Source organism: Halocola ammonii (assembly GCF_049334165.1).
Taxonomy (GTDB): domain Bacteria; phylum Bacteroidota; class Bacteroidia; order Flavobacteriales_D; family Sanyastnellaceae; genus JBEGHD01.
On record NZ_JBEGHD010000009.1, the window covers coordinates 92,971 to 106,278 of the forward strand.

General features: G+C 43.1%; 16 protein-coding genes. 14 read left to right on the forward strand and 2 right to left on the reverse strand.

Annotated elements, in window-relative coordinates; translation table 11 throughout:
- From ABHV44_RS10605 to ABHV44_RS10655, 11 genes are all read left to right on the forward strand, one after another.
- Positions 1-630 carry a flavin reductase family protein gene (locus ABHV44_RS10605; RefSeq protein WP_459074663.1) on the forward strand — a complete coding sequence of 210 codons (630 nt, stop codon included), beginning with the start codon at positions 1-3 and terminating at the stop codon, positions 628-630.
- A gap of 32 nt (positions 631-662) precedes the next feature.
- On the forward strand, positions 663-797 hold the full coding sequence (locus ABHV44_RS10610; RefSeq protein WP_459074664.1) for a DUF2256 domain-containing protein: 135 nt from the start codon (positions 663-665) through the stop codon (positions 795-797).
- Positions 794-1,618 carry an alpha/beta fold hydrolase gene (locus tag ABHV44_RS10615; RefSeq protein WP_459074665.1) on the forward strand — a complete coding sequence of 275 codons (825 nt, stop codon included), beginning with the start codon at positions 794-796 and terminating at the stop codon, positions 1,616-1,618. Before ABHV44_RS10610 ends, ABHV44_RS10615 begins: the two co-directional genes overlap by 4 nt.
- Positions 1,619-1,682: 64 nt before the next feature.
- Positions 1,683-2,564, forward strand: coding sequence for a bile acid:sodium symporter family protein (locus tag ABHV44_RS10620; RefSeq protein ID WP_459074666.1), 882 nt, complete (start codon positions 1,683-1,685; stop codon positions 2,562-2,564).
- A gap of 53 nt (positions 2,565-2,617) precedes the next feature.
- Positions 2,618-3,142, forward strand: coding sequence for a macro domain-containing protein (locus ABHV44_RS10625; protein WP_459074667.1), 525 nt, complete (start codon positions 2,618-2,620; stop codon positions 3,140-3,142).
- Between the two features lie 13 nt (positions 3,143-3,155).
- A complete protein-coding gene (locus tag ABHV44_RS10630; RefSeq protein ID WP_459074739.1) occupies positions 3,156-4,571 on the forward strand; it encodes a nicotinate phosphoribosyltransferase in 1,416 nt (471 codons plus the stop codon).
- Entirely contained in the window at positions 4,568-5,158 is a 591-nt protein-coding gene (gene pncA / locus ABHV44_RS10635) for a bifunctional nicotinamidase/pyrazinamidase (RefSeq protein WP_459074668.1), read from the forward strand. The genes ABHV44_RS10630 and pncA overlap by 4 nt, the downstream gene beginning before the upstream one ends.
- Before the next feature lie 121 nt (positions 5,159-5,279).
- Positions 5,280-6,533 carry a cystathionine gamma-synthase family protein gene (locus tag ABHV44_RS10640; protein ID WP_459074669.1) on the forward strand — a complete coding sequence of 418 codons (1,254 nt, stop codon included), beginning with the start codon at positions 5,280-5,282 and terminating at the stop codon, positions 6,531-6,533.
- A gap of 82 nt (positions 6,534-6,615) precedes the next feature.
- Positions 6,616-7,521 (forward strand): 23S rRNA pseudouridine(2604) synthase RluF, encoded by a 906-nt coding sequence (gene rluF, locus ABHV44_RS10645; protein ID WP_459074670.1) that lies wholly within the window; start codon positions 6,616-6,618, stop codon positions 7,519-7,521.
- 267 nt (positions 7,522-7,788) lie between these two features.
- Complete coding sequence (locus ABHV44_RS10650; RefSeq protein ID WP_459074671.1) at positions 7,789-8,355, forward strand: hypothetical protein; 567 nt, start codon at positions 7,789-7,791, stop codon at positions 8,353-8,355.
- A gap of 65 nt (positions 8,356-8,420) precedes the next feature.
- On the forward strand, positions 8,421-8,981 hold the full coding sequence (locus tag ABHV44_RS10655; RefSeq protein ID WP_459074672.1) for a hypothetical protein: 561 nt from the start codon (positions 8,421-8,423) through the stop codon (positions 8,979-8,981).
- A 6-nt stretch (positions 8,982-8,987) separates the two neighbouring features.
- On the opposite strand, the gene ABHV44_RS10660 is transcribed toward ABHV44_RS10655, so the two are convergent.
- Positions 8,988-11,054, reverse strand: coding sequence for a response regulator (locus ABHV44_RS10660; RefSeq protein WP_459074673.1), 2,067 nt, complete (start codon positions 11,052-11,054; stop codon positions 8,988-8,990).
- A gap of 239 nt (positions 11,055-11,293) precedes the next feature.
- Here ABHV44_RS10660 and ABHV44_RS10665 point away from each other — a divergent pair, with 239 nt between their 5' ends.
- From ABHV44_RS10665 to ABHV44_RS10675, 3 genes are read left to right on the forward strand one after another with little or no spacing between them, the layout of a single operon-like run.
- Positions 11,294-11,506, forward strand: coding sequence for a YgaP family membrane protein (locus ABHV44_RS10665; RefSeq protein ID WP_459074674.1), 213 nt, complete (start codon positions 11,294-11,296; stop codon positions 11,504-11,506).
- Complete coding sequence (locus ABHV44_RS10670) at positions 11,507-11,899, forward strand: DUF302 domain-containing protein (protein ID WP_459074675.1); 393 nt, start codon at positions 11,507-11,509, stop codon at positions 11,897-11,899.
- 13 nt (positions 11,900-11,912) lie between these two features.
- Positions 11,913-12,983, forward strand: coding sequence for a DUF6544 family protein (locus tag ABHV44_RS10675; RefSeq protein ID WP_459074676.1), 1,071 nt, complete (start codon positions 11,913-11,915; stop codon positions 12,981-12,983).
- Positions 12,984-12,992: 9 nt separating this feature from the next.
- Here the strand turns inward: ABHV44_RS10675 and cutA are convergent, their stop codons facing one another.
- Complete coding sequence (cutA, locus tag ABHV44_RS10680; protein ID WP_459074677.1) at positions 12,993-13,307, reverse strand: divalent cation tolerance protein CutA; 315 nt, start codon at positions 13,305-13,307, stop codon at positions 12,993-12,995.
- Position 13,308: the final 1 nt, after the last annotated feature.

The window sequence follows — 13,308 nt, forward strand, 5'->3', positions numbered from 1 at the left end:
ATGTATTTGAACAAAGAAGACATAGAAAAAACTGAGCGGATAAAGCGCCTGAACATTATCAATTCCATCACTGGAATAAAACCCGCCAACCTGATCGGATCCATTTCCAAATCAGGAGTACACAATCTGGCAATATTTAGCTCAGTTGTGCATCTGGGTAGCAATCCAGCATTGATGGGAATGTTCATCAGACCCGGAGAAAAAGTGAGAAGAGACACTTACGAAAACATACACGAAACGGGCTACTACACGATCAATCACATTCACAGTGATTACGCAAAACAGGCCCATTACACTTCAGCCAAATTCGACAGCTCCGAATCTGAATTTGAAAGATGTGGCTTTACTCCAGAAATGCTATTTGGATTTGAAGCACCCTTTGTCAAAGAGAGTCCCGTAAAAATCGGATTGAAGTTTCACGAAGAAATACCAATTAAGACAAATGGTACCAGAATGATTATTGGCGAAGTTGAGCACCTGAGCATCCCTGATAGCGCAGTTTCGGAGGATGGACAGATAAATCTTGAAGACCTTCAAAACGTTGGAATTTCAGGGCTAAATAATTATTATAATTTGAAAAAAATTGACAGCTACCCTTATGCAAGGCCTCATGAAACGCCTGATTTCTAAAAAAGTCACCTGAGTAGCTAACTAAAATCAATTTGAAAAAGGAGCATTTACCGACAAAAAATTGCGTTGTTTGCAAACGGCCATTCACCTGGCGCAAAAAATGGCGGCTCGTTTGGGACGATGTTAAGTATTGCAGTGAACGCTGCCGCAGACAGAGAAAACAGTGAATAAGGACAAAACAAAACCAGGTTCCGGTGGACTAAGTCAGCCGGCTTTAAGCTACACTACCTTCGTGAAAGACAGCAGTGCCCAGTGGGTAACGTTTGTTCACGGTGCAGGTGGAAGTAGTTCTATTTGGTACAAGCAAATTCGCGATTTCAAAAAGGAGTTCAATGTCCTGCTTATCGACCTCCGAGGTCACGGAAAGTCGAAACGAGAGATTTACGAAAACCTCAAAAAATACACTTTTGACGTAATCGGTGACGAAGTCATTGAGGTGATGAATTACGAGAAAATTAAGACTTCTCATTTCGTGGGAATCTCTCTGGGAACGATTATTATCAGAGAAATTTCAGAGCGCTATCCAGATCGTGTGAGCAGTATGATTTTGGGTGGAGCAGTGATGAAGCTCAACTTGCGCGGTCAAATTTTGATGCGAATGGGAGCGCTACTCAAATCTGTCCTTCCCTACCTCCTGCTCTATCGCTTTTTCGCCTTCATCATTATGCCACGTAAAAAGCACCGCGACTCGCGAAATCTTTTCATCCGAGAGGCAAAAAAACTGTATCAAAAAGAATTCAAACGCTGGTTTACTCTAATCTCGCAGGTGAATCCACTTTTGGCCATGTTCAGGATAAAAGAATCGCTTGTGCCAACGCTCTACATTATGGGCTCGGAGGATCACATGTTTTTACCATCCATAACCAAATTGGTGAAGAATCACTCCACAGCTCAACTCACTGTTGTTGAGGACTCGGGACATGTTGTGAATGTAGAAAAACCCGAGATTTTTAATTCCCGATCAATCTCATTTATCAGATCGCTCTAATCGTCATAAGTACTTTTATTTTTGCCCGGCTGGCTTAGCGCAGCATAAAATATTTCGACTCTGAATGGACGCCAACTGGACAGATACATACCTCGCTATTGCAATAGGCATTATCAGCTTTGGGATCGGTTTGAATCTCAAATTCAATGACTTCAAGAGAATTGTTGTCCGCCCCAAAGCCATGATAGTGGGTCTTGTTTCTCAGATCATAATTCTGCCGCTTGTTGCTTTTGCCATCATTTATTTCTGGCCGATAGACCCCGTTTACAAGGTCGGCTTTATTCTTATTGCAGCCTGTCCCGGAGGCACCACATCCAACCTGGTCACCTTTTTGCTCAAGGGCCGCGTGTCGCTCTCTGTATCGCTTACAGCTTTCAACAGCCTCGTCATTTTGTTCACCACCCCGCTCTTTCTTCAAGTCGCCTACAACTTGTTTTTGGGAGAAAGTTCAACAGTAAGTCTGAGTTTCATGGACACCTTCTCAGAAATTCTTTACAGCGTGATACTTCCTGTGGCCGTGGGCATCGTTGTTAATGAAATCTCGCGTGGTGACTTAAGCAAGAAGCTCGAGAAGCCCATGCGGGTGGTCATTGCTCTTCTTTTAATCAGCGCTGTTGTAATTCTCATCTTTTTCGATGAAAGCGGGCAAAGTGGTCAGGTGCTTCAAAACTGGCATCTACTCATTCCGCTCCTCATTCTCAATATTTCCACTATGTTGATCGGCTTCTGGATTCCAGGCAAGTTTAATCTCGATCATGAGACGCGCTACACCATTGCCATCGAACTTGGTTTACAAAACAGCGCCCTCGCAATATTTATAGCCAACAATGTCCTCGACCAACCGCAAATGTCGCTCATAGCTATTATTTACGGCTCCTTCTCTCTTGTGACCTCAGCATCAATTGCTTACGCACTTAAAACCTGGGGGAAACGGATTTCGGCTTAAACAACATCGCCCTGAGTTTGTGAAAACTATTGAACTTAAAATCGTCAATAGAAATGCAGATACAGAACACCACAATAGAAGTTCGGCAAGGTGATATTGCCAGTCAAAAAGATTTAGAAGCTATAGTAAATGCTGCTAACGCTGAACTCCAGACTGGCGGTGGCGTTGCCGGTGCTATTCACAATGCTGCAGGACCAGGTTTGGCAAAAGAGTGCGAGCCAAAAGCACCGATTTCTCCCGGAGAAGCAGTGATATCAGGAGCTCATAATCTGCCAAATAAGCATGTGATTCACTGCCTTGGCCCCGTTTACGGCAAGGACAAACCAGCCGATGAGCTGCTGGCCAACTGCTACCGAAACTCAATAAAACTGGCCGAGGAAAACGGAATTGAATCTATTGGGTTTCCAGCGATTTCGACCGGAGCATTTGGTTATCCTTTTGATGAAGCAGTAAAAATTGCCATTGAGACATCGATTGAGGAATGTAAATCTGCAAATTCGCTGAAGCTTTTGCGCTTTGTACTTTTCAGTGAATCTCAACTGAAGAAATTCAAGGAAATACTGGAGAGCCAGGGATAATCAAACCAAACAGATTGTGAGAATTACAGGAACATACACGGATCAATACCAGCTGACGATGAGTCAGGCGTATTTTTTGGAAGGTACTGCTGAACAGACAGGTGTTTTCGATTATTTCTTCAGAAAACTGCCACTAGACAGCGGCTACGCAGTTTTTGCAGGGCTGGACAACCTGCTCGAAATTCTCGAAGATTTGAGATTCGAAAAAGCAGAACTCAATTTTCTTAAAGAGCAAGGGTTTGACAAGCGCTTTGTCGATTACCTCAAGGACTTTCGATTCTGTGGGAACGTCTACAGTTCTGCAGAAGGCGATGCGGTCTTTCCTACAAGGCCTGTGCTTACCATTGAGGCCAGCATGATTGAAGCTCAGCTGATTGAGAGCATGCTGCTCAATATTCTCAATTTTCAGACTCTGGTAGCAACCAAAGCCAGTAGAATGAGGCGCGCGGCCGGAGAAGGAGTTCTCATTGATTTTGGAATGCGAAGAGCTCACAGTACTGCCGCCTATCACGCGAGCCGGGCTGCAGTGGTCGGTGGTTTTGATGCCACTAGCAATGTGAAATCAGCTATGGATTTTGACATCTCTCCTTCGGGAACTATGGCTCACTCTTTCGTACAGAGTTTCGATAAAGAAATAGACGCGTTTAGAGCTTTTGCCAAAGCCCGTCCCAAAGACTGCGTGCTTCTTGTAGATACTTACGACACCTTGAAAAGCGGTGTCCCAAATGCTATTAAAGTTGGTAAGGAAATGGCCGATCGCGGTGAAAAACTAAAAGGCATTCGGCTGGATAGTGGCGACCTGGCCTATCTTTCGAAGGAGACCCGAAAAATGCTGGATAACGCTGGTTTGACAGATGCAAAAATTGCGGCTTCCAATCAGCTCGATGAGTTTGTGATCAAAAGCCTGAAAGACCAGGGTGCAAAAATCGATGTCTTTGGCGTGGGAACCAGCCTTGTAACCGGTCAACCTGATGCAGCGCTCGATGGTGTTTACAAACTGGCGTTCGCCAACGGTAAGCCACGGATCAAGCTATCGGAAAACACTGAAAAAATTACACTTCCTCACAGAAAACAAGTCTATCGAGTTTCTAATGACCAGGGTGTTCCGATCGGAGCGGACGTGATTGCACTAGAAAGTGAAACCGACCTTCACAAAATGATTCATCCACTCTACCCCGACAAGCAAGTGAGCTTTAAGAATTGTCATCTGGAAGCACTGCTGAAGCCAGTGATGCAAGACGGAAAGCGAGTGGGAAAGAAAAAGTCTGTACAGGAAATAGCTGAGTTTTCCAAAGAAAGAATTTCAGCGCTTCCAGATGAATACAAGCGATTTGACAATCCGCACATCTACAAAATTGGTCTCAGCGAAAAGCTAAAGTCAGAGCGCGATAAACTCATTGAATTTCACAAAAAACAAAATCAGTCATGAAAACACTTTTGATTGTCGATGTTCAGAACGATTTTACACCTGGAGGTTCGCTCGAAGTTCCAAATGGAGATAAAGTGGTGCCAGTGATCAATGAGATTCAATCAGAATACGATCTGGTGATAGCCACACAGGATTGGCACCCTGAAGACCATAAAAGCTTTGCTTCAAATCACAAGGGAAAAAAGCAATTTGAGAAGATAGAATGGAAAGGTTTGGAACAGATTCTTTGGCCAGATCACTGTGTGCAAGGCAGCAGAGGCTCAGAGTTTCACCCTGATTTGCACACCAATCGGATAGAGGCAATCTTCAGAAAAGGGATGGATCCCGACATTGACAGCTACAGCGGCTTTTACGACAATGGCCACAAGAAATCAACAGGGCTAACAGGTTATTTGAAAGAACGGGAAGTGGATGAATTGCACATTTGTGGACTTGCTGGAGACGTTTGCGTTTACTTCACATTGAGCGATGCCATTTCCGAAGGCTTCAAAACAACTCTGATCGAAAACGGCACCAGAGCTCTGGATGACAAAAAATTCAATGAGCAAATCAATGAGTTAAAAGGAAAAGGACTCAAAGTGAAATGAGTCTTCCGGCAGATTGAAAGGACATTCTACGCACTGGATTCTTGTGGCACCCTCTGGGTTTCGTTAGCTTGCAGCAGATTTTCAAAATCGAAAAAATTAACCTGCAAAAGAGATAGAAATCATGGAGAAAAAATTCAAGCCCGAAAGTCTGATGATGACTTATGGCTACAAGCCTCAGCTTTCAGAAGGAGCCATCAAATGCCCCATTTTTCAGACCTCAACTTTTGTCTTCAACACTGCCGAAGAGGGAAAGAAATTTTTCGAAGTCGCCTACGGCAAAAGGGAAAAAGATCCGGGTGAAGAGCTTGGATTGATTTACAGCCGAATCAACAATCCCGACTTAGAAATTCTCGAGAATCGTCTTTGCCTTTGGGACAAAGCAGACGATTGTGCAGTTTTCGAAAGTGGAATGTCTGCAATCAGCACGGTACTCATGGAGTTTCTTGAGCCAGGGGATGTACTCCTTTACAGCAACCCCCTTTATGGAGGTACAGATCACTTCATCCACCACTTCTTACCGAAAATGGGAATCGAGACAATTGGCTTTATGCCTCATGAGGAGAAAGAAACGGTAATTGAAAAACTCGAGAAATCGGGGAAAGCCGACAAGCTAAAAATGATCTATGTAGAAACTCCAGCAAACCCAACTAACGATTTGACTGACCTCGGCAGTTGTCAGGAAATTGTGGAGAAATACAGTACCGAAGACAAGAAAGTCTTGATGGCTGTTGACAACACCTACATGGGGCCGCTATGGCAGAACCCCCTTGAGCACGGTGCCGATTTGGTGATTTACTCAGCCACAAAATACATCGGAGGCCACAGTGATGTAATTGCCGGAGCAGTGCTGGGACACGCGGATTTGATGACACGTGTAAAAACATTGCGAACATTTCTCGGAAACATGGCCGGTCCCTGGACTGGTTGGCTACTGATGCGTAGTCTCGAAACGCTAAAGGTTCGAATGGAAGAACAGCAGAAAAATGCCAAACAGGTAGCTGCATTCCTCAATGAGCACGAAATGGTAGAAAAAGTGAACTACCTCGGGCTGATCCCGGAAGGTCACCACGACTATGAAACTTACAAACGCCAGTACAAAGGCTCTGGAGCGATGCTCTCTTTCGTAATAAAAGGCGGAGAAAAAGAAGCCTTCAAATTTTTGAACGCTCTCAGGTTAATCAAACTGGCAGTGAGCCTTGGAAGTACCGAGAGCCTTGCTGAGCACCCCAAAACTATGACTCATGCAGGAGTTGAAGAGGAGCACCTGAAAGCCCTCGAAATTAGCGACTCCCTCGTGAGGCTGTCTGTCGGTGTGGAAAACATTGATGACCTGCTCTCAGACCTGGATCAGGCGCTAAAAGCTAGCGCAAAGTAGCAACAGAATTTACAGAATTGGCCCGGCTTTTATCAGAACAAGCCGGGCTTTTTTTTTTGAGAAAAACCTAGCTTTGCCAATCATGTCAGAGGGAACGAGAATCAACAAATACCTAAGTGAAATCGGCTATTGCTCCAGACGAGAGGGCGACAAGCTCATTGAGCAGGGAAGAGTAACCATCAACGGTAAGGTTCCTGAGATGGGTACTAAAGTGATGCCCAACGACACGGTAGCAGTTGACGGTCGTCAGGTTTCCACTCCCACGGAGGACTTTGTTTATCTCGCCTATCACAAACCCGTTGGTGTGGTCTGCACGACTGACAGTCGGGAGAAGGACAACATCATTCGCCATGTCAACTACCCAAAACGGATTTTCCCGATTGGGCGGCTCGACAAACCCAGCGAAGGCCTCATATTCCTGACTAACGATGGAGACATCGTCAACAAAATCTTAAGATCGCGCAACAACCACGAAAAGGAGTACGAAGTAGCCGTGGATAAGCCGATCAAAAAGAGCTTCATCGAGCAGATGGCTAACGGATTGCCTATCCTCGACACCATGACTAAAAAGTGCTTCGTGGAAAAAACCGGAGAACACCAATTCCGCATCATCCTTACCCAGGGCCTCAATCGTCAAATTCGAAGAATGTGCGAATACCTCGGCTATAACGTCACCCGATTGAAGCGTGTCCGGATTATGAATATCCCGCTCGATATTCCACTCGGTGAATGGCGCTATCTTACTGATGATGAGCTCAAGGAGCTGAAAGCGACCGTCAGTAAATCGACTAAAGAAGCACCCACTACAGACAAAGATGAGACGCAAACCCTAAAAAAGCCTGGAAAAAGTTTCAAGCAGAAGAAACCTGGAAAAGAAACCAAAACTCCATTCGCAGGAAAAAACAAAAACTCTAAAAACGCTTCCTGGAATAAACCGGGAAATAGGAAAACAGGGAAAGGCTTCAAACCGAAAAAGAAATTCAGGTAAAGTACTGAATCACAAAAATATAATCATCCCTCTCCGGCCATCTGGAATCTTCCCTAAAAGTTGATCATTATTCAACTAATCTCATTAACTTTCTACTTTATACCTCAATCTAAATATTAGCAGAAACTCTACTTTTCAATTAATTTAAACTTCGTTGTAACAAAATAAAGAGCCCAAGCGTCCCACGATTAATTTGATTTTTGCGGGAAAACGCCCGCTTATTTTGAACCACTAAATCTTTCATAAAACCAAAACCATATCATCATTATGAAAAGAAAAATGATAATTGCGCTACTTCTAGTGGCCTTTCCTATTGTTTTGATAGCTCAGAAAACAGAGGAAGCTTCCATTCAGGAAAAAAAAGATGAAGAACGAACACTACTTAAAAACGACATCGGGGTAATTTTGAATGATTACAACCGCATCGGACTATCCTACCGCCACTGGTTTGGCGACAAGGAGCTAAAGAATTTCGGATTTCAAACGACTATAACTTCAAGTTCTAATAATCAATATGACTTTGATTTTAATGGCGAAATCGGCTTCCTTTACTCTTTACATCGCTCTAAATACATGAGTTTGTTTCTCTATCAGGCCAACAGTTTTATGTATAACGAATTCAGCGGCACAAGGAACTCTGGAGAACCCTTCCTGAATATCTACAGAGGGTTCAGCAACAGTATTGGGATAGGGATAGAAGTTATTGCACTACAACGACTTAGCATCAATTTAAGTGGCGGCTACAGGTTCAACACTTTTAAAAGCAGTCGTGATTCTGGCTACGGCAATAGCTTTGGCCTGGAAGCAGAGCTCGGACTCTTCTACAAGTTTTAATTAGCATTAACGAAATCAACCTTGGTTGATCTTGCATCAACTTTATTTTTCTAAAACAATTCAACATGAGTTTCAAAACAATTACAATAGCCCTTATCGTACTCATCACTCCTATATTCACCTTTGCTCAAGAGGAGGTTACCATCAAAGAGAAAAAAGACGAAGTTTCCTCATTTATGAAATACAACCACGACTTGGGCTTTGCAATAGGCACAGTCACAGGTGTTGGCCTGTCTTATCGCCATTGGTTCAACAATACTAAGCTGCAGAAATTCGGTATACAAGCGACATTTGCTCCGTACCTCATCAACAAGAACTACCAGGAATATCACGGAGGTATCTCCTTTCTTTATCGAATCGCGGATTCGGAACATGTTAGTTTGTTTATGTATCAGGCCAATTCAATTGAGTATGCCGACTCACGACCTTCTTCGAGTGATAACGATCGAGATGTTTATAGTATGATCAGTAATGGCTTGGGAGTTGGTGTAGAAATACTAGCGCTTAAACACCTCAGCATCAACGTAATGACAGGATACCACCTGATAAATACTCGGGGAAGCGATGGTTCAACGGATACATCATTCGGGTTAAAAGGGGAACTTGGACTGTTCTACAAGTTCTAGAAAAGACTACAAGTATTTATTAAAAACTTCAAGCAATCGTTCGCGGTTGAAGGGTTTGGTAATGTAGTCGACCATCCCAGCCGCCCTGGCCTTGTCGATGGCTTCACGAGTTACATTTGCAGATAGCGCTACGATCGGGGTTTTGACTCCTCTCTTTCGCAATTCCTCTGTTGCCGTGAATCCATCGACATCCGGCATGTGAACATCCATTAGAATCAAATCGAAATCCTCTTTTTCAACGGCTTCAATGGCTTCCCTTCCATTGGTGACCGTGGCAATTTCAATTTTCATCATTTCCAGAGTTTGCTTCAAGATGAAGATGTTCATCTGATTGTCCTCAGCAATCAGCATTTTGGTTCCCGGAAATTCATTTTTCTGAGAATTCATTGATGCCCTGGACTCAGTGACCTCATCTTCTGCGAGATCATAACTCACTTTGACCTTGAATTCAGCTCCCTCACCCACTTGACTTTCGACAGTGATACTTCCTCCGAGCAAATCTAAAAGCTGACGTGTAATTGACAGACCTAAGCCAGTTCCCTCGTATTTTCTTCCCACACCAGAATCTACCTGAGTGAAGCGTTCGAAAATACTTCGTTGCTCTTCATTTGGAATTCCAATTCCAGTATCGCTGACCTCGAGTTCAAGGTCTAGATTGTCGGCTTTCTTAGTTGCATTGAGACTCACCGACACACTTCCTGTAGATGTAAACTTGTACGCATTGCGCATTAAATTGGTAGCAATCTGTCGAAATTTACCGCTATCGCCAATCACTTTGGAATTAGCGGCTTTCTCAATTTTCATACTGAAATCCAGCCCTTTGGCTTCAAACTCACTTTTATAAAGCTTACAAATGTCTGTGAGTTCTTCACCCGGAGAGAACAACTCTCTTTTAAAAACCGTCTTCCCAGACTCAATTTTATCCATCTCCAGAATGTCATTCACCAGAGCTAGCAAACTCTTAGAAGACATTTCCATTTTATCGAGGTAATCCCTTTCCTTCTCTTCCAGAGGGCTGTCTTTCATTATTTCGATAAGACCAATAATCGCATTGAGTGGCGTCCTGATCTCGTGGCTCATCGTTGAGATAAAATCTGTTTTAAAGCGCGATGCTCTCTGCTCTTTTTCCCGTTCGATATCGAGAGCCAAATTCGTGGCTGAAAGTTCCTCATTAACCAGCTGAACGCGATTTTTTTCAGCAATTGAGCGCAAGAAAAAATAAGTGAGTACACTCATCAAAAAGCTGATGAGAACTCCCAGAAAAAGCCAAACTATTCCTTCGAGGTTAAGTTTTGGATCCTTGGCCGATTTTGAAGGCATGACTTTGATGGTCCATACCTGATTGTCTATGGGATCCACAACATATGATGAGGAGTGGTAAACATTCTGAAATACCTCATCCTTAGCTGGCGTATTGAAAGAGTAAAACTCTGTACCTTCTTCATCAACCAGGGAAATGGCGTAATCATCCATCCCCGTCAGCAAGTTGTCAAAACGATCGGTGAAGTCCATTCCGGCTGTTATGGTTCCCTGAAACTTTCCATCGTAATAAATAGGAGCGTCCACGAGAAATGCATACCCTCCTTGTTTCATTTCAGACCAGGGAGTAATATTAATGGACGAATCTTCCTTGTGCTTGAGCCACTCTTGTACTCGGTAATCGACCTTTGAAATATCCAGATTTAACGCTGGTTCATTTCCTTCTAAAGGTTCAATCTTGCGAATAACCATCGAGCTATCGATCCATTCCAGAAACAGAAAAGCCGGATTTTGATCGAGAATATTCTGCGCATCGTGAGACCAAAATTCAAAATATTCTCCGTTGGTGAATTCAATTCGATCTCTGAGATTTGAAAGCGATAGAATATTTTTGCTAATACTTCGCTCCAACTTTTGAGTTGTGTACTCTCCACGAATTTTCAATTCATTACGAAATGAACTCTTTAAGGTGGTAACATATTCATTCCAAATTAGGAAAACAATGAGCACTGAGAGCAAAAAGACTCCGAATGAAATGAGAACTTGCCGTTTCTCCTGCTTTGCTTGATGATCGTTTGAGAGGTTATCTTTCATTGAAACAATAATCAATGCAAAATAGAACTATTTCGATAGATATTTCTATTGCATATGTTTATGAGATTAATCTGACAGCACTGTCAATATGTTCTTACATCTTGTAATCTCTCAATCGAAATTTCTAATGAAATGACGATCATAAACATGACTGCAATTTCATGGGCGTGTGACATTGATCACGTTTCTTCTCAAGTTCATGCGATAAATTTGTTTTAAATCCTAAAACCAATAACATTATGAAAATCAATATGGGTAAAGCCGATCGTGTAATCCGATTCTTGATCGCTGTAGTAGCCTCAGTGCTCTATTTTACAGGCACTGTGAGCGGCCTTTGGGGAGTTCTGCTATTAATTGTAGGAGCTGTGATGCTTTTGACAAGTTTAGTTGGGCTGTGCCCGCTCTACTCCATCCTGGGCGTAAAAACATGTTCAACGCAAAAACCGAAATAAATGAAGTACTTCATGAACACCACTATCGAGGAAAAATCTTTTGACGAGGCCATAGAATTGGTCACCGAAAAGTTAAAAGCAGAAGGCTTTGGTGTCCTTTCCGATATCGATGTTACATCTACTCTCAAAAAAAAGATAGACGTTGACTTTAAGCCATACAGAATCTTGGGTGCCTGCAACCCTACTTTTGCTCACAAGGCCCTGAAAGCAGAGGACAAAATCGGAGTGATGCTGCCGTGCAATGTAGTTGTAGAGCAAAATGAGGATGGCTCGGTAGAAGTTTCTGCTGTAGACCCAATGGCTTCAATGTCCGCTGTGGATAATGATCAGCTGGGAGAACTGGCAAGTGAAGTAAAGAACAAATTGGCAAGAGTTATTCAGAGCTTGAATTAAATTTCTCATTGCCATGCTCAAATTCGCCTTCCTATTTCTATTGCTTATCCATGGAGGAATCCATCTCCTCGGATTTTTTAAAGCTCAGGGCCTGGCCCGGATTTCAGAGATTTCATTGGAAATCCCAAGGTCAATCGGTTGGCTTTGGTTGATAGCTAGTCTGTTGTTTTTTCTTACAGCGTTGGTTTATCTCTTGAAGTGGCCGATGTGGTGGACCGTTGCCATAGCTGCTGTGATCTTGTCTCAGGTGCTGATCATCTTCTCCTGGCAGGACGCGAAATTTGGTACTGTGCTGAATCTCATTTTTGCATTGATTATCGCTGTGGGCATCGGTCAGTGGAACTTTCACAAAAGAGCCCAATCTGAGGTAAATGCATTTCTGGCTGAAGAAGCAAACAGTAAAGTTCAATCTCAAAAAAATGCGCTGCCAGAACTCGTTGAAAAATGGATAGAAACTTGCTCCAGCAAAAAAAACAGTGGGGTGGCAAAGTTTGATCAACGTGGGAAAATGAAGACTTCAGTTGACGGCTCCTGGAAAGAATTCACTGCGAAGCAATGGTCATCATTGGTGAGTCCTGAGTTTTTTTGGACAGTAGATGTCGGTTCTAATTCTTTCATGCAGTTTAACGGTCTGGATAAACTTATAGAAAATCGCGGAAGCATGAAAATTCACGCTTACGGTCTTTTGCCAGTTGTAAATTCAAGCGGAGAAAAAACCGATGAAGCTTCTGCCATTCGATATCTGGCAGAAACAGTATGGTACCCAGAGTCCGTTAAATGCCTTCCCTTAGAATGGGATGTTTTGAGTGATGACAAAGTTGAGGCGGCCCTTACAAATGAGGAGTTCTCAGTTTCAGGAGTTTTTACTTTTAACAAGCAAAATTTGCCGATCGCTTTTGAAGCAATGCGGTTTAATGATCAAACTGGCCAACCTGAAAAGTGGCATGTTGAGATAGATCCCGAGAGCTATTTTGAAGTTGACGGGGCAATGATTCCGGCTCGTGCTCAAATTTCATGGCAACTCGATAAAGGGAAGTTCACCTGGTATCAGGTAGAGGTCTTGAACAGGATAACTCTCCAGTAACAATTTACCTCAAATCCGCTCAACAGAGTCTTTGAGAACTTTGGCTTGTTCCCAGTCCATGTCAACAATTGGCAAGGAATAAATCTCGGGAACGTTATCACCAAACTTCTCCAGGATTAATTGGTCGATTTTCGGGAAGAGCAATGCCTTGGTTTTCGCTTCCAACAGGAAGACTGACAACTTTTGGATTTGTTCTTTGTGCCAATTCCATCGCTCAATATTTCTCTTTAGGTTTACATCAATTGCAAGCTTATCCTGCAAGAGCCAACCAGCTATTTTTTCCATCTGCGACTCATTGTCGCTCACAATTCTCAGTAATACCATA